The organism is Aliiroseovarius crassostreae, from assembly GCF_025137635.1.
Classification (GTDB): domain Bacteria; phylum Pseudomonadota; class Alphaproteobacteria; order Rhodobacterales; family Rhodobacteraceae; genus Aliiroseovarius; species Aliiroseovarius crassostreae.
The window spans coordinates 174,620-189,516 of sequence record NZ_CP080772.1 but is presented as its reverse complement, the minus strand read 5'-3'; the positions used below and the strand labels follow the sequence as shown (position 1 = coordinate 189,516).

The following is a 14,897-nucleotide window of genomic DNA, read 5'->3' as shown; positions in this document are numbered from 1 at the left end:
CTCAGGGCAGCCAGCGTTGCACAAGGCCAACCACCTGTTTGACCCTAGGATTATCAAAAAGTCGCGGCGAGAAATAGGCCCCTGCAGCACGTTTCGACACTTCGGCCATGGTTGGATAGGGGGCAATCATACCTGCGATCTGGCTCATCTTCAGACGATTGGCCAGTGCCAGCGACCAGAGCGTGATCATTTCGCCGGCCCCGGGACCGACGATAGAGACCCCGACAGGGCGGCCCTTGACCACCATTACCTTGATCAGCCCCTTGGCCTGTTGGGTGGCCAATGCGCGGTCATTGCCAGCAAAGTCGAACCGCGCCACCTCCAGCCGCTCGCCATGTTGGGCACGGGCCTGTGCTTCGGTCAGGCCGACCTGCGCCAGTTCGGGGCTGGTATAGGTGGCCCAGGGGATGTGGCTTGTTTTCGCCAGGGACGGCAGCCCAAACAGCATGGATTTGATAATGACGCCTGCATGATAGCCTGCCACATGGGTGAATTGCAGCCCGCCAGCCACATCACCAATCGCATAGATCCTGCGGTTCGACGTGCGCAGCCCGTCATCAACCTTCACCCCTGCCCGCGTGACCTCTACCCCGGCCTTGTCCAGATCCAGCCTGTCGATATTCGGCTTACGCCCAACGGCAACCAACAGGTGGGAGCCTTTGAAGACGCGGCCATCCTGGACCTCAACCTCTATCGCTCCCTCGCCTCCCCTGATTTCGGCGGCAAGCGCTTCTTCTTCGATGGCAATCCCATCAGCGCGCAGCGCATCCAGCACCTGCGCGGCCAGTTCCGGGTCATCTTTGCCCAGCGCCTTTGCCCCTTCGATCACCGTCACCTCACAGCCCAGACGCCGATGGGCCTGCGCCATTTCAAGCCCGATCGGGCCACCGCCAATGATCAGAAGATGCTCGGGTTTATCCTCGAGATCAAAAATCTGTTCATTGGTCAGATGCGGCACCTGATCCAGCCCCGGGATCGGCGGCACCAGCGGCGAGGACCCGGTTGAGATCACGAAACGGCGCGCCTCGATGATCGTCTCACCCGCCTGCACTTCGCTGCGCGAAATGAAAGCGCCAAATTCGCTAATCACCTGCACACCAAGCCCCGAAAACCGCTCAACGCTGTCATGGGGTTCAATGGTTGCAATCGTGTCGCGCACATGGTCATGCGCCGCTTTCCATCCCATGCCTTTATGACCGGCATGCAACAGCGCCTTGGAGGGAACGCAGCCATAATTCAGGCAATCCCCGCCCATCTTGTGTCCTTCAAGCAGCACCACGGACGCGCCCATCTGCACCGCCCCTGCCGCCACGCTCAGCCCACCGGACCCCGCCCCGATCACACAGATATCAGCCTTGATACGTTTCATGTTTTCTGGCCTTTTTTCAGAGTTTTGAGCACCATCGGCAGAGCAGCAAGCGCCACGAGGCCAAGGATCGGCAGAAGGATATGCGGCTCGAAGATAATACCAAGGTCGGGGGTTTCACCACGGGCAAACACCTCTCCCAGCCCGGCGCCAACCGAGGTGTAGACCAAACCGCCGGGGATGATCCCCACAAAGGTCGAAATTACAAAACGGTGGAGCGGCACCCCGACCAGAGCCGGGATCAGGTTGGCAACAAAAAACGGCACAGCCGGGACAAGGCGAATGAGAAACAGCACCGACCATTGATTGTCGTCAATCCCGTCCTTGATCTGTTTTACCGCCCCGTCCGAAGCCTCCATTTTGGCGGCAAGTTTTTCGCCCAGACCCCAGCGGGCGGCGAGAAAGATCACCACAGCCCCCAGCGTGGCACCGGTGATGTTGAAAACCACACCGGGGAACGTGCCAAAAAGGAACCCACCCGTGAGCGTTGCAATGGTTGCACCGGGAAGCGAAAAGCCGACAATCACCACGTAGGCGGCCAGAAAAACCAGCACGGCCAGCAGGTAATTCGCATCGCGAAAGCTGATCAAAGCTTCACGGTTGGCGGCGAGTGCTTCAAAGCTCAGATACTCCCGCAAGGTGAAAGCCCCGATGAGGGCCACAACCAGAATGGCAATCAACGGCAGGCGCTTCAGCATCGGGTGGCCGCTGCTACCGGACGTTTCCTGTTTCGTTTCATCTCGTTTCACGGAAACCCCTTCCGCACCGTCAGTCATCGCCATCATGTCATCCTTTCGCGCGAACATGTCGCACAGATCAAGTGTGTTGAGGGCAACATGAGGGCTGCGGTGCCAATTTCATAGCGACCGAAACAGGTTCTCACGCTTGCTTGATCAGAGGTGAGGTTTCCGCACGAAAGGTTACAGTTTCCTTTATCCCCCCTCAAATGGGTCTGCGGGAGTGTTCACGCAGGTCCGATCAGGGACATGCTGCGGGGTAGAGACCCGCCATTTGGCCCAGTTCTCGGATAAACGGATTTAGTTTGAAAACATCGCTCCCGGATACCACGCGAACGGTCAAGCATGGCATCACCTTCGACAACAGGGGACAATAGAGGTGAGGCCCGTCAACCCGATCTGTCACTCTGGGCCGGGGCGCAGGTCAGCCGCCGGTGCAGCCCAGGATATCCACGCCGCGCCCGCCCCCCAATACGGTAAAGCGCAACTCGGACCGGTTCAGCGCAAAGGCGCTCCCTTTTGGGGGCACGATATCGGTTTCAGCGATGATCCGCCCACCCTCTCGGCGGCTGTCCACCTCGGCGACCCAGACTTCCGGATCGGCCGTTTCAAGCACCACCACCTCATTCGGGGCAAGCCGAGGCATGTGGATTTCCGCCCGCACGCGCAGGCCATCGCGGATGGGTTCGAAGGAACAGAGTGCCTTTTTCACCCCCGCTTCGCGCGACGTGTCAGGCCGTGCCTGCAGAGCCTTTTTGATCGCTCGGTTCTGCGTTGCAGCCCCGGTTGGCAGCGCCATCGACAGCGATGCCTGCATGGGCATGCAGATATCGAGGCAGACCCCAAATTGCAGGTCGCCCGACAATTTGATGGGTGCCCCCGCCGTTCCGGGCGTGATTGTCATGGGCAGCACCAGCTCTTCTTTATAGCCGATGGTCCGCACCCCGCCTTCAACGAAGACATCCGGCACCGGCCAGTGAAACTCCACATGGCCAACATTTTCCGACGTTTTCAGATCAAAGCTGGGGGGAATGCCGCTGTCGCCCGGCGCGCGCCAATAGGTTTTCCACCCGTCCGCCAGCTTAATGCGCAAGGCAGCCATATGCTCCCCCGTTGCCGTGCGCCAGCCGGGCAGCAACTCTATCCGGGCAATATCATCGGGGGCAGACGGCAGACCGGACCCGGCAGACGCAGGGGCGGCGGAGATCAGGGCCAGGCAGGTGGCCAGATATGTAAACGCGTGTCTCATCTGCCCTATAGATAAGACCTCTGTCCACAAAGGGAAATCACATTTCGGGGATGGGATGTTACCATGAACAGGCCCCCGGCGTTGGTCCCCCCTTGCCATTTCCCGATCTGGGGGCCAAGCTTTAAGCATGGATAGAGAAACGGATCTCAGCGGCAAGCTCCTGATTGCCATGCCCGGCATTGACGACCCCCGATTTGACCATTCGGTGGTCTATATCTGTGCCCATTCCGAAGACGGCGCGATGGGAATCATCGTGAACAAACCCTCGGACGATGTGGTGCTGGACGACCTGCTGTCACATCTCGACATTGATGGCTCTGAACTGACCGACGGACAGGCCGTGTTTTTTGGCGGCCCGGTGGAAGGTGGGCGGGGATTTATCCTGCATTCCGAGGATTACGTCGGGAATGAAACCACCCTGCATGTGGATGACGTGTTTTCGATGACGGCCACGCGCGACATCCTTGAAGATATCGCCAGGGGGAGCGGACCGAAACAGGCCCTTGCGGCCCTGGGCTATGCAGGATGGGCGGCGGGCCAGCTGGAGGGGGAGCTGCAGCAAAATGTCTGGCTGACTGTCGAGGCCGACCGCGCGATTGTCTTCTCTCCCGATCATGATCGAAAATGGACCGCCGCACTGGCCAAGCTGGGCATTGACCCGCTTCTTTTGTCCTCAAAAGGGGGGCATGCCTGAGGTCTTCAGCCCTGCCAGAAATGGCGCGGCCCCTCACATCCCCACACGATCCGGGGCACACCGCCCGGACATCCTGAAACCCGACAAGAGCGGGAACCGCGTTTCAGCTGTCGCGCGGCGCGGCGGCGCGGCGCAGCCGGTCGTTGATGGCGCGCCCCAGACCATGGTCAGGAATGGGGGAAACTGCAATCGGCGCATCCCCTTCGCCATCCAGCCTGTGCAACATGGCAAACAGATTGGCCGCCGCCTCAACAAGGTCCCCGGACGCAGAGAGGTTATACGCGGCATCCACCGGCCCGAACCCCAGCAAGCGTTCGCCGGGGGACAGGGTTTCAGCATTCAGCCGCATCCGGGCATTCGGGGCATAATGCGAGGTGAGCTGACCCGGCGCTGAAATGGCATCGCCCGCCTTATGCATTGCCAAAGATCCACGGATCGCCTGTTCCAGAACCTCGATCGGCAGGCCACCGGGCCGCAACAAAACAGGCCGGGTAAGCTCAGGCGCCGGATCAATGCCGACAATCGTGCTTTCCAGCCCAACCGCACAGGTGCCGCCATCAAGCACCGCATCAATCCGCCCGCAAAGCCCATCCATCACATGCTGAGCGGTAGAGGGGCTGATCCGTCCCGACGGGTTGGCGGATGGTGCCGCAATCGGGCGGCCGGTTTCTTCCAGAAGCTTGCGGGCCAGATCATGTTCCGGCACACGGATCGCCACGGTAGGCAACCCGGCTGAGACCAGCGGCGACAGCGGGCCACCCGGCTTCAGCGGCAGCACCAGCGTCAGCGGGCCCGGCCAGAATGCCAGGGCAAAATCGCGCATCACCCCCTCAAGCACCGCATATTCCGAAACGGCCTCAACCGACGGCAGATGCACAATCAGCGGGTTGAAGCTGGGCCGCCCCTTGGCTTCAAAGATCCGGGCCACCGCATGGTCATTGGTGGCATCCCCCCCCAGCCCGTAAACCGTTTCTGTCGGGAACGAGACAAGCCCGCCCGCCCGCAACACCTCAGCCGCACGCGTGATGCCCTCGGCAGTATCCGCCAGCAATTCAGTTGTGATTGGCGCATTCATGACGCTGCGTTTTCCTTTTGCGCTTGGGTGGCGTTCAGTATGGGATAGATCAGCCCTTACTTACCAGCCTGAAAAGGACGGACAATGCCCTATCGCGCGCCCACCGAAGATTTCCAATTCCTGTTCGATCATGTGATCGGCTATGACCAGATCGCCGAAACCGAGCTGTTCGCAGAAGCCCCAGCCGACATGGCACAGGCGGTTCTGTCAGAGGCGAGCAAGATGTGCGAGGAGGTTCTGGCCCCGCTCAATCGCAACGGAGATCTGACCCCGGCCAAGCTGGAAAACGGCGTCGTTCGCACCTCGCCAGGATTTGACAGCGGTTACAAGGCCATTGCCGAAGGCGGCTGGATCGGCATGGCTGCGGACCCGGAATATGGCGGTATGGGGCTTCCCCTGACCCTGCAAACGGCCGTGAATGACATGATGTCCTCGGCCTGCCTGTCGCTGCAACTCTGCCCGCTGATGACACAGGGACAGATTGAAGCGCTGGAACATCATGCCTCGGACGAGTTGAAATCACTGTATCTGCCCAAGCTGATCACCGGCGAATGGGCGGGCACGATGAACCTGACCGAACCGCAGGCCGGGTCGGATGTCGGGGCGCTGAGTTCAAAAGCGGTGGAGAATGGCGACGGCACCTATTCGGTGACCGGTCAGAAGATCTTTATCTCCTGGGGGGATAATGACATCACCGAGAATGTCTGCCATCTGGTGCTGGCCCGCCTGCCCGACGGGGTGGCGGGCACCAAAGGGATTTCCCTGTTCCTTGTGCCGAAACTGATCCCGGATGCCGATGGCAATCCCGGCGAACGCAATTCCCTGCGGGTGGTCAGCCTTGAGCACAAGATGGGCCTGCATGGCAGCCCCACGGCGGTGATGTCGTTTGAAGGCGCGCGCGGCTGGATGATCGGAGAGCCGCACAAAGGCATGGCCGCCATGTTCACGATGATGAACAATGCCCGTCTTGGGGTTGGTGTTCAGGGTTATGGAACTGGCGAAGGCGCGTTCCAGCAGGCGCTTGAATATGCGCTGGAGCGCAAACAAGGGCGCACTCCGCTGGGGGATGCCGGCAATGGAACCATCGTCGATTTCGCTGACGTGCGCCGGATGCTCACCCAGATGAAGGCTGAGCTGTTTGCCGCCCGCGCCATGGCGATGTCGCTGGCCAAGGCCATCGACATGGGCCGTGCCACCGGGGATGCCGACTGGAATGCGCGTGCTGCCCTGCTGACGCCGATCGTCAAGGCCTATGGGACTGAGACCGGGATCAATGTCTCGAATATGGGCATTCAGGTGCATGGCGGCATGGGGTTCATCGAGGAAACCGGCGCTGCGCAATATCTGCGCGACGTGCGTGTGACCGCAATTTACGAAGGCACCAACGGAATTCAGGCCATGGACCTCGTAGGACGCAAGATGATGGACGGGGGCGACGCGGCCTTCCGCCTGCTTGAAGAGATCGAAACACAGGCCGAAGGGGCCCGCGCCCTGTTCCCGAACATGTCCGAAGCCGTCTGGTCTGCCGCGGAAGACCTGCGCGAAACGATCGAATGGCAGGTGGAACAGACCGACATGCAGGATCGTTTTGCCGGGGCGGTCCCTTTCCTGATGGGCTTTGCCCGGGTGCTCGGGGCCCATTACCATCTCAAGGCGGCCATTGCCGAAGGCGGCAAGGGGCCGCGCACGGAACTGGCCCGTTTCCACATAAATCGCCTGCTGCCGGAACACGTGGCCCAATTTGCGCAAGCGCGCGCAGGTGCGGCGGGGCTTTATGCGCTGACACCTGACGACCTCGCCTCATGAGCGCGCCCCTGACCTTCCCCTTTCCCGATGCTCCGGGGGAGGGCGAGGCCCTGCAGGTGGCAGAAAACACGTTATGGATGCGGCTGCCCCTGCCGATGGCGCTGGATCATGTGAATGTTTTTGCATTTGAGGATCCTGAAGAAGAGGGCGGCGGCTGGACCCTTATCGACACGGGGTTTGACACCGGAAAAACCCGAAGGATCTGGGAAAAACTTCTTGCAGGTCCGCTGGGGGGCAAACCCGTCAAGCGCGTGATCGTCACCCATCACCATCCCGACCATGTCGGGCTGGCCGGGTGGTTTCAGCGCGATATGGGGGCGGAGCTTGTCACCACCCGCACGGCCTGGCTGTTTTCCCGCATGTTGCTTCTGGACGAGCAGATGGTGCCGGTCGATGAGACGATTGCCTATTGGCAGGCGGCGGGGATGGACCCGGAGGTTCTGGAAAAACGCCGCAGCGAACGGCCCTTCAACTATGCCGATATCGTTGCGGATATGCCGCTGGGGTTCAAACGCATCAAGGAAGGGTCGACGCTGCGCTTTGGTGGACGCGACTGGCGGGTGCATATTGGCAATGGCCATGCCCCGGAACACGCTACCCTCTGGTCGACAGATGGGGCGCTGGTGATCGGTGGCGATCAGCTGCTTGCAACGATCAGCCCAAATCTTGGCGTTTATGCAACCGAACCCGAGGCCGACCCGGTGGGCGACTGGCTGGAGGCTTGCGAACGCCTGTCAGGTTATGCCACCGACACGCAACTGGTTCTGCCCGGACACAAGCTGCCGTTCACCGGGTTGCCGACACGGATGCGGCAGTTGATCCAGAACCACCATCATGCTCTGGACCGGTTGGAGGCCTTTCTGGAAACGCCCCAAGTGGCGGGCGCGTGTTTCCCGCCGCTGTTCAAACGCAAGATCGGGGCGGGGGAATACGGGCTGGCGCTGGTCGAAGCGGTTGGGCATCTGAACCACCTGCTGCATCAAGGCAGGGTGACCCGGATCAAGCGCGACGATGGGGCGTGGCTTTGGCAACGGCGCGACTGACGCGCAGCACCTGGTCAAGACCACGGGTTGATTTAGACGTCTGGTGGCAGTGATTTGCCGGGATGAGCTACGGGCGCCACTCAGACAAAGCTGCGCACGAACATGCAGGCACCGTCACCGGACAGGCCGGCGTCACGGGTGAACCCTGCCTGTTCCAGCAGCTTGGCCGAAGCCGGATTGTCGCGCCCCACACCTGCCAGAACCGCTACGGGTTCCACCTCTCGCAGGATTTCCAACATGCCGCGCATCATTTCGAAGGCATATCCCTGCCCCCAGTCCTGTTCGGACAACAGGTATCCCAGCTGCATCTGCGCCACGGCCCCTTCATCTGCCAGATCCACGAGGAACATCAGACCGACCAGACGACCGGACCCCTGTTCGGGTGTGCTGATGGTGATCAGATAGACATCCCGTTCCTGCGCGCGGCTCTCAACCCAGGCCCGCAAGGCAGTGCGTGACTGATCCAGTTGCATCTCGGCCGGCATCGCAGCCAGCCCTTCCGGCGACAGCAACCCCTCCAGCGCGCGCTCTATCCGCGCCCGGCCAGCGGGATCGGCAAGCTCATCGTCCCAATGACGGATCACCAGGCGTTGGGCTGGCAGTTGGGTAAGATACATGGCGCGTTCCTTCAAACACAGACAAACTAATTCATTCACACGCATTTTTCAAACCTTTCACGTAGATGCGAGGTGACGATCCCCCGCATCTGTGGCAAAACGGAAAGGTTCAGTTTGACGCGAGTGAGGATCATGACCAAAGCCCCGAACACCAAGCCCCGTTTTCAACCCAGAAAACACGCCGCAAAATGTTCCGAAGATGCCCCCGTGGTGGTTGAGGACCAACCCCTGCCGGAGAAAATGGCCGCCACTCCGGTCGAGCAGAAATCCGCCGCTCAATGGGCGTATGAGCGCCTGATCCTCTATATCAAGAATTTCGAAGAACAGCTGGACAATGAACATGAGGTGGCGATGGGGTTCACCGGTGGCGACGCAGGTGTGCTGCGCATTGAGGGGATCGGGTTCTTTGACCCCGACGTGATCACCTTTTACGGCACCGACCAGTCCGGTGCGCGCACGCAGCTGATCCAGCATGTCAGCCAGCTTTCCGTCATGCTGCGCGCCCTGCCTGTCGCGGTTGAGGCTGAAGCCCCCAAACGGATTGGGTTCCGACTGGCGGCAGAACTCGAAGACAGTCAGGATGAGGATCCGGAAGACGGGTCCGAAGAAGGGTAAACCTCAGCCCAACTGCCCGAGTAGAACCGCGGCGGTTGCGGCAATAATCAAGACCCAGCCCAAGCCCAGTTTCAGCCGCAGGATCAGGACGGCACATAAAGCCGTCAACCCCAGGGCCCGCCCATCGAGACTGGCAAAATCCGGGATCCAGAGGGTGATCGGGCCGAGGGTGCTGTGCGTGACCTCATGGAACAACACATTGAGACCAAACCATACCGAGAGGTTCAGGATCACCCCGACCACAGCAGCGGTGATTGCGGAAAGGGCCCCCTTGAGGCGCGGCTGGGCCGCCAGCCGGTCGATATAAGGAGCCCCCGCAAAGATCCATAAGAAACAGGGCACAAACGTCACCCAAAGCGTGAGCGCGGCAGCTGCAAACGCCATGGCAAACCCCGCCTCGCGAAACCCGGCGACAAACCCTACAAACTGTGTGACCAGAATAAGTGGGCCAGGGGTGGTTTCCGCAAGCCCCAGACTGTCAAGCATCTCATCCGCTGTCAGCCAGCCAAACCCGGTGACCACATCCTGCGCCATATAGGCAAGCACGGCATAGGCGCCGCCAAAGCTGACCACGGCCAGCTTGGAAAAGAATGCTCCGATCTGGGGCAGAAAATCCGATCCCGCAATCATGTCGAGCGCAAAGAGGGGCAACAGCCAAATGGTGAGCCAGACCGCGATGGTCGCCAGAGTGCCCTGCCGACCATGGCGTGGCGGCAAGGGGACGTCCACCGCATGGTCCCTGGCGGTCAGCGCGCCATATACACCCGCCCCAACCACGATCAGCGGGAAAGGCAGCGCAAGAAAGAAGATCCCGGCAAAGGCCAGTCCAGCAATCAGCCAATGCGCCTGCCCCTGAAGGGCGCGCCGGGCAACTTTCAACAGCGCCTCAAGCACAATGATCAGCACAGCCGATTTCACACCGAGAAACAGCAGCGCCACCAGCGGCAGGTCACCAAAGCTCACATACAGGGCGGCGAGTGCAAAGATCACCGCAGCACCGGGAAGGACAAATAACAGCCCAGCCATCAGCCCCCCGGGCACGCCGCGCAGGCGCCAGCCGGAATAGGTGGCCAGCTGCATCGCCTCTGGTCCGGGCAGCAACATGCAGAAACTGAGGGCATTGAGGTATTGGCGCTCACTCAGCCAGCCTTCTTCCTCAACCAGCACCTTGTGCATCAGCGCAATCTGCGCTGCGGGACCGCCAAAGGACAAAAGCCCAATCCGCAGAAAGACGCGAAACAGGGTCGAAAAGGGCACATGAGGGACAGCAGAGGAGGGCATCATCAGCTCCGGGATTATTCGGACCAGCCCTTGCAATCCCGGCGTGGTTTGTCAATCCGTCTGGGCCGGCGCATCCCGTCCGGTGGGAATAACCTCATACCCGGGTTCCTCGGGTTCATCATCCACCATTTCCGCCGGGAACCCCGGCGCGCGGATGTCCAGCCCGGTCGCCTCTTCCAACCGCTTGATGATATTGGGCGACAACTCGCGTTCGCCATAGCGCGCAATCCCATCATCAAAGATTTTCACCAGAAGCGGGCTGATCTCAAGCGGCACGCCCTGACGGTCGGCAATGTCCTGAAACAGACCGATGTCTTTTTTGACAAGGTCCATCGTGAAAGAGATGTCCCGCGATCCGTTCAGGATCACCTGGCTTTCCGTGACATGTGAAAACGAGTTGCCCGAGCTGATCTTGATGGCCTCATACGCGGTATTGAGGTCCATCCCTGCCGCCTTGGCCGTAACCAGCGCCTCGGCATTGGCCACCAGGTGCACCGTCGCAAGATAATTGGTCAGCACCTTGAGAACCGAGGCGGAACCGAGATCCCCAGTGTGCAGAACCCGCCGCCCCATGGTGGTAAGCAGCGGAAAGATCCTGTCAAAAGTCGCACGATCACATCCCGCGAAGATCGAGATATTGCCCGTGTCCGCGCGGTGGCACCCTCCCGAAACCGGGCAATCCACCGCGGCCCCTCCCGCAGCGACAACCTTGGCCCCAAGCCGCTTCACTTCGGCCTCATCCGTGGTCGACATCTCCATCCAGATCTTGCCCGGTCCGACCTCTGACAACATTTCGCGCATCACCGCATCCGATGCCGCGGGAGAGGGAAGGCAGGTGATCACCGCATCGCAGTCGCGCATCATCCGGGCCGGGGTCGCAGCGGATATGGCACCCTGCGCCACTTTGCCTGCCACCAGATCCGCGTTCAGATCGTGCACCGTCAGATCAATCCCGTTTCTAAGCAGCGCGCCGGACAGCTTCCCCCCGACATTACCCAATCCAATGAACCCAACTTTCATGCGCTTATCCCATTCCTGTTCTTTTCAAGGTCAAACCTTGCAGCGGAAGGCGTGACAAACTGTTCTATTTGCGACATCGGATCCCCCCGACCTCAGACACGCCCTGCCCGGCTATTTCGCCTGCACGCAGGAGTAAATGGTGACAGCTTCCCGAAAATCCGCTATCCGAAAACTTAACGTGTGATTCAAATAACAGGGAAACAACATGGCTGAGCATGAAATGGGCACGATGGACACAAGCGCGCAGGAAAAAACCTATGAAGGCTTCGTCAAAGCCTGCGTCCGGTCGACGATTGCAATCCTGCTGATTTTGGTGTTCCTTGCCCTGGTAGGTGCATAAACCGCATTCAGCGGTTCGAAATCAGGGGTGAAGATGCGGAGTGTTTTTCTGGCGCTGGCATTGGTCAGCGGACTGACCGCATGTGGTGGAGCCGATAATGTCTGGGCCAGCGACACAGCGGTCCGTCAGGCAGCGTACCGGGCGGATGGCCCCCCGACCCTGACCCTGTTTACGGTGATTTCCAACCGAACCGGGTCCGGTGCCCACTCGGCGCTGATGATCAACGGGCATGAACGCGTGCTGTTTGATCCCGCGGGCACCTGGGGGCATGACCGTATCCCCGAGCGCCATGACGTGCATTACGGCATCACCCCCGGCGTGGAAGACTTCTATATCGACTACCACGCGCGCATCACCTACCACGTGATCCGCCAGGATATCGTGGTCAGCCCGGAGGTGGCAGAGCTGGCCATTCGCCTGGTCGAACAGAGCGGGGCCGTGCCCAAAGCCCATTGCACCCGCAGTGTCAGCGCCATCGTGCAACGTCTTCCTGGGTTTGAGGATGCCCCGACCCCGTGGAATCCCAAGAAGTTCAGCGATTACTTCGCCACCAAGCCCGGCGTGCAGCAGGACATCATCTATGATGATGACCCACATCTGAACTACGAAATTCTGGTAAATGGCCTGCCCTTGGGGGCTTAGCCGGGCACAGGATACGCGACTTGGCTCTGACAGGTTCGGTCGCGCTAAGTCATGGCAACCAGTATGAGGATGATCGCGCCGGCAGGTCCCGCCTGCGATGCATATCCTGCAGACCAATGTCTTTTCTGAGGTGATTTGGCAGGGCATCCACGTCCAGCCGACGGCTTTGCCATTTGCGAACCCAGACCCGTAGCTTCTTTATTCTGGCAATAAGGAATTCAAATGATACACCCTTGTATCGCCTTTCCATGATGTTCAGTATAGTGCCCATTGGATAACCTAACATGTGGTGAAGCCCTATAAATGTCGCGGTCCGCGTCAAATGACCAATCAAACCCGATTGGCAAGACATAAGGAATTTTAATACATGACCCGGCGCAACCTCCCCCCTCTCGCCGCAATCCGTGTGTTCGAGGCCGCGGCCCGGCATCAGAGCTTCACCCTTGCCGCAAGTGAGTTGGGCATGACGCAGGCGGCCGTCAGTTATCAAATCAAATTGCTGGAAGAACGGATCGGGGCTGCGCTGTTTGTGCGACAGGCAAGGGGCGTCACGCTGTCAGAGGTCGGTGCCAGATTTCTGCCCGACACCACCCGCGCACTGGATCTGCTCTCCGACGCCTATTCCAAGGCACAGGGCCAGACGCAGGAAACCCTGTCGATCAGTGTGCTGCCAACATTTGCGGTGAATATCCTGGGGCTGCGCCTTGCGGATTTTCAGCAAGCCCATCCCGAGATTTCGGTGCGCATGGAAATCAGTGAACAAATTGTCGATCTTGAAAATGGCGGGTTTGACATGGCCATTCGCGCGGGCAAAGGCGGATGGCCGGGCTTGCGCCAGCATCTGCTGCTGAAGCATAGTTTCACCCCCCTGCTCAGCCCCAATCTGCTGGACAATGCCCAACCGCTTAAGACGCCATCTGACATTTTGAAACTGCCCATTCTGGACCCAACCGATCCATGGTGGGACGCCTGGCTGTCCGCAGCAGGCGTTGCAGGGCAGGCAAAGCCCAGCATCCCCATTGGAAAATTCGGATCCCAAGTGGTCGAAGGACAGGCCGCGATTGCCGGCAAGGGGGTCGCCATTCTCACCCCGGCCTTTTTCTCAAGCGCCCTGCGCAGTGGCGAGTTGGTGCAACCCTTTGATCTGTTGGGGTCAGATGACAATGCCTATTGGCTGGTTTACCCGGAACATCGGCGCAGCTCTCGCAAGATCCAGATCTTTCGCAAATGGATTGAACACATGCTGGCCGACCTGCAGAAATGCGAACGGTGCTCATCAGTGGGCTGACCGGACCTATCAGCCCAGCAGGTAGATCATCCCATAGAGCGTCAGTGCCCCACTCAGGATTGCAAACAGAACATTTTTGCCAAAATAGCCCACACTCAGCGTCACCAGGGCCGCGGCCAGTCGGGCCGGGTCAACCATACCACCGGTCGCGTCGGGCCAGAGCACAAGCGGGGCAACCAGCCCCGGCAACACTGCAACCGGCGTATAGCGCAGGTGGCGCAGCACCCAGTCCGGCATCGGGCGGTCCCCGATCAGACCAAGGAAACTGAAACGGATCAGGAAACTGCCCACGGCCAGACCGCAAATAACCGCCCAGATCGATAGATGAGAATAGCTCATGACGAGACACCCCCTTTGCCCTGTCCTGCCCCATTCCGCGCCACACGCCGTTCCAGGAAAAGCTCAACCTGCGCGCCGACGATCATCGCCAGGATCGCAGCCACCAGAAGGCCGGTTCCATAAGGCATCCACGCCATCAGAAGGGCCACGATGATCGACGTGACGGCCGCCGCAATATGGGCCAGGGTGCGCAGCGCCGGGGCAATCATCGCGATAAAGGTGATCGGCAGGGCAAAATCCAGCGCAAATTCAGGCGGGATCTGCGTGCCCGCCACCGCCCCCACATAGGTGAGCAGATACCAGAACGGTGCCAGAGGAACGACCGTTCCCAGGTAATAGGCAAACCGGGAGGACACGGAGAGATCCGGTTCCATCTCAAACTTGATCTGCGACAGGGTATAGGCCTGATCGACCATGAAATAGGCCGCCATCGCCCGTTGCCACATCGGCGCCTTGCCCAGATACGGGGTAAGAGATGCCGAATACATCGCCATGCGCAGGTTGACCGCCAGCGCCGTCAGGATCACAATCAGCGTCGGGGCATTTTCGCTCATCACCTGAAGTGCTGCAAATTGCGAGGCCCCGGCGATGACCAGCACGGAAAAGCCCATCACCTCAACCAGGTTCAGCCCGGCCTCGGTGCCAACCACGCCGAACAACAACGCAAATGGCCCCACCACCAGAAGGAAGGGCAGCGCGTCGCGCGCTCCGCGCAGAAAGGCGGTTTTGGGGGTGACAGTTTTGCTCATCGGCCCCTAAATTGCCGATAAACCACTGGGGGGCAA

The 14,897-nt window shown here is 60.1% G+C and carries 16 protein-coding genes; 7 read left to right on the top strand and 9 right to left on the bottom strand.

Annotation, left to right across the window (positions count from 1 at the left end):
• Position 1: 1 nt before the first annotated feature.
• From K3J57_RS00845 to K3J57_RS00835, 3 genes are all read right to left on the bottom strand, one after another.
• Entirely contained in the window at positions 2-1,369 is a 1,368-nt protein-coding gene (locus K3J57_RS00845) for a dihydrolipoyl dehydrogenase family protein (RefSeq protein WP_259796728.1), read from the bottom strand.
• A complete protein-coding gene (locus K3J57_RS00840; RefSeq protein ID WP_259794801.1) occupies positions 1,366-2,064 on the bottom strand; it encodes a TVP38/TMEM64 family protein in 699 nt (232 codons plus the stop codon). Before K3J57_RS00840 ends, K3J57_RS00845 begins: the two co-directional genes overlap by 4 nt.
• Positions 2,065-2,527: 463 nt before the next feature.
• The gene (locus K3J57_RS00835) at positions 2,528-3,352 is read right to left on the bottom strand and encodes a protein-disulfide reductase DsbD domain-containing protein (protein WP_259796726.1); all 825 of its coding nucleotides are present in this window, start codon (positions 3,350-3,352) and stop codon (positions 2,528-2,530) included.
• 127 nt (positions 3,353-3,479) lie between these two features.
• On the opposite strand from K3J57_RS00835, the gene K3J57_RS00830 reads away from it, so the two are divergent.
• Complete coding sequence (locus K3J57_RS00830; RefSeq protein ID WP_259785932.1) at positions 3,480-4,046, top strand: YqgE/AlgH family protein; 567 nt, start codon at positions 3,480-3,482, stop codon at positions 4,044-4,046.
• A 103-nt stretch (positions 4,047-4,149) separates the two neighbouring features.
• On the opposite strand, the gene K3J57_RS00825 is transcribed toward K3J57_RS00830, so the two are convergent.
• Complete coding sequence (locus K3J57_RS00825) at positions 4,150-5,121, bottom strand: L-threonylcarbamoyladenylate synthase (protein WP_259796725.1); 972 nt, start codon at positions 5,119-5,121, stop codon at positions 4,150-4,152.
• Positions 5,122-5,205: 84 nt separating this feature from the next.
• On the opposite strand from K3J57_RS00825, the gene K3J57_RS00820 reads away from it, so the two are divergent.
• Positions 5,206-6,927 (top strand): acyl-CoA dehydrogenase, encoded by a 1,722-nt coding sequence (locus K3J57_RS00820; protein ID WP_259796722.1) that lies wholly within the window; start codon positions 5,206-5,208, stop codon positions 6,925-6,927.
• On the top strand, positions 6,924-7,970 hold the full coding sequence (locus K3J57_RS00815; RefSeq protein ID WP_259785919.1) for an MBL fold metallo-hydrolase: 1,047 nt from the start codon (positions 6,924-6,926) through the stop codon (positions 7,968-7,970). The genes K3J57_RS00820 and K3J57_RS00815 overlap by 4 nt, the downstream gene beginning before the upstream one ends.
• 80 nt (positions 7,971-8,050) lie before the next feature.
• Here K3J57_RS00815 and K3J57_RS00810 read toward each other — a convergent pair whose 3' ends face one another.
• Positions 8,051-8,587: a GNAT family N-acetyltransferase gene (locus K3J57_RS00810; protein WP_259793458.1), complete on the bottom strand. Its 537-nt coding sequence runs from the start codon at positions 8,585-8,587 to the stop codon at positions 8,051-8,053.
• 132 nt (positions 8,588-8,719) lie between these two features.
• Here K3J57_RS00810 and K3J57_RS00805 point away from each other — a divergent pair, with 132 nt between their 5' ends.
• Positions 8,720-9,202 (top strand): DUF6173 family protein, encoded by a 483-nt coding sequence (locus K3J57_RS00805; protein ID WP_259793456.1) that lies wholly within the window; start codon positions 8,720-8,722, stop codon positions 9,200-9,202.
• A 3-nt stretch (positions 9,203-9,205) separates the two neighbouring features.
• Here the strand turns inward: K3J57_RS00805 and chrA are convergent, their stop codons facing one another.
• Both chrA and K3J57_RS00795 read right to left on the bottom strand, forming a co-directional pair.
• Complete coding sequence (gene chrA / locus K3J57_RS00800) at positions 9,206-10,486, bottom strand: chromate efflux transporter (protein ID WP_259796719.1); 1,281 nt, start codon at positions 10,484-10,486, stop codon at positions 9,206-9,208.
• Between the two features lie 48 nt (positions 10,487-10,534).
• The gene (locus tag K3J57_RS00795; RefSeq protein WP_259793446.1) at positions 10,535-11,503 is read right to left on the bottom strand and encodes an NAD(P)-dependent oxidoreductase; all 969 of its coding nucleotides are present in this window, start codon (positions 11,501-11,503) and stop codon (positions 10,535-10,537) included.
• A 205-nt stretch (positions 11,504-11,708) separates the two neighbouring features.
• Here K3J57_RS00795 and K3J57_RS00790 point away from each other — a divergent pair, with 205 nt between their 5' ends.
• From K3J57_RS00790 to K3J57_RS00780, 3 genes are all read left to right on the top strand, one after another.
• Complete coding sequence (locus K3J57_RS00790; RefSeq protein WP_259776422.1) at positions 11,709-11,843, top strand: aa3-type cytochrome c oxidase subunit IV; 135 nt, start codon at positions 11,709-11,711, stop codon at positions 11,841-11,843.
• A 33-nt stretch (positions 11,844-11,876) separates the two neighbouring features.
• On the top strand, positions 11,877-12,485 hold the full coding sequence (locus K3J57_RS00785; RefSeq protein WP_259796717.1) for a hypothetical protein: 609 nt from the start codon (positions 11,877-11,879) through the stop codon (positions 12,483-12,485).
• Between the two features lie 367 nt (positions 12,486-12,852).
• The gene (locus K3J57_RS00780; protein WP_259793443.1) at positions 12,853-13,773 is read left to right on the top strand and encodes a LysR substrate-binding domain-containing protein; all 921 of its coding nucleotides are present in this window, start codon (positions 12,853-12,855) and stop codon (positions 13,771-13,773) included.
• Positions 13,774-13,782: 9 nt separating this feature from the next.
• Here K3J57_RS00780 and K3J57_RS00775 read toward each other — a convergent pair whose 3' ends face one another.
• Together K3J57_RS00775 and K3J57_RS00770 are read right to left on the bottom strand one after the other, a co-directional pair.
• Complete coding sequence (locus K3J57_RS00775; RefSeq protein ID WP_055187712.1) at positions 13,783-14,112, bottom strand: branched-chain amino acid transport AzlD family protein; 330 nt, start codon at positions 14,110-14,112, stop codon at positions 13,783-13,785.
• Positions 14,109-14,861: an AzlC family ABC transporter permease gene (locus K3J57_RS00770; RefSeq protein WP_259793441.1), complete on the bottom strand. Its 753-nt coding sequence runs from the start codon at positions 14,859-14,861 to the stop codon at positions 14,109-14,111. Before K3J57_RS00770 ends, K3J57_RS00775 begins: the two co-directional genes overlap by 4 nt.
• Positions 14,862-14,897: the final 36 nt, after the last annotated feature.

Excerpts from the sequence above, each read along its gene's own strand:
- K3J57_RS00845 (WP_259796728.1), bottom strand. The coding sequence starts at position 1,369 with ATGAAACGTATCAAGGCTGATATCTGTGTGATCGGGGCGGGGTCCGGT.
- K3J57_RS00840 (WP_259794801.1), bottom strand. The coding sequence starts at position 2,064 with ATGCTGAAGCGCCTGCCGTTGATTGCCATTCTGGTTGTGGCCCTCATC.
- K3J57_RS00835 (WP_259796726.1), bottom strand. The coding sequence starts at position 3,352 with ATGAGACACGCGTTTACATATCTGGCCACCTGCCTGGCCCTGATCTCC.
- K3J57_RS00830 (WP_259785932.1), top strand. The coding sequence starts at position 3,480 with ATGGATAGAGAAACGGATCTCAGCGGCAAGCTCCTGATTGCCATGCCC.
- K3J57_RS00825 (WP_259796725.1), bottom strand. The coding sequence starts at position 5,121 with ATGAATGCGCCAATCACAACTGAATTGCTGGCGGATACTGCCGAGGGC.
- K3J57_RS00820 (WP_259796722.1), top strand. The coding sequence starts at position 5,206 with ATGCCCTATCGCGCGCCCACCGAAGATTTCCAATTCCTGTTCGATCAT.
- K3J57_RS00815 (WP_259785919.1), top strand. The coding sequence starts at position 6,924 with ATGAGCGCGCCCCTGACCTTCCCCTTTCCCGATGCTCCGGGGGAGGGC.
- K3J57_RS00810 (WP_259793458.1), bottom strand. The coding sequence starts at position 8,587 with ATGTATCTTACCCAACTGCCAGCCCAACGCCTGGTGATCCGTCATTGG.
- K3J57_RS00805 (WP_259793456.1), top strand. The coding sequence starts at position 8,720 with ATGACCAAAGCCCCGAACACCAAGCCCCGTTTTCAACCCAGAAAACAC.
- chrA (WP_259796719.1), bottom strand. The coding sequence starts at position 10,486 with ATGATGCCCTCCTCTGCTGTCCCTCATGTGCCCTTTTCGACCCTGTTT.
- K3J57_RS00795 (WP_259793446.1), bottom strand. The coding sequence starts at position 11,503 with ATGAAAGTTGGGTTCATTGGATTGGGTAATGTCGGGGGGAAGCTGTCC.
- K3J57_RS00790 (WP_259776422.1), top strand. The coding sequence starts at position 11,709 with ATGGCTGAGCATGAAATGGGCACGATGGACACAAGCGCGCAGGAAAAA.
- K3J57_RS00785 (WP_259796717.1), top strand. The coding sequence starts at position 11,877 with ATGCGGAGTGTTTTTCTGGCGCTGGCATTGGTCAGCGGACTGACCGCA.
- K3J57_RS00780 (WP_259793443.1), top strand. The coding sequence starts at position 12,853 with ATGACCCGGCGCAACCTCCCCCCTCTCGCCGCAATCCGTGTGTTCGAG.
- K3J57_RS00775 (WP_055187712.1), bottom strand. The coding sequence starts at position 14,112 with ATGAGCTATTCTCATCTATCGATCTGGGCGGTTATTTGCGGTCTGGCC.
- K3J57_RS00770 (WP_259793441.1), bottom strand. The coding sequence starts at position 14,861 with ATGAGCAAAACTGTCACCCCCAAAACCGCCTTTCTGCGCGGAGCGCGC.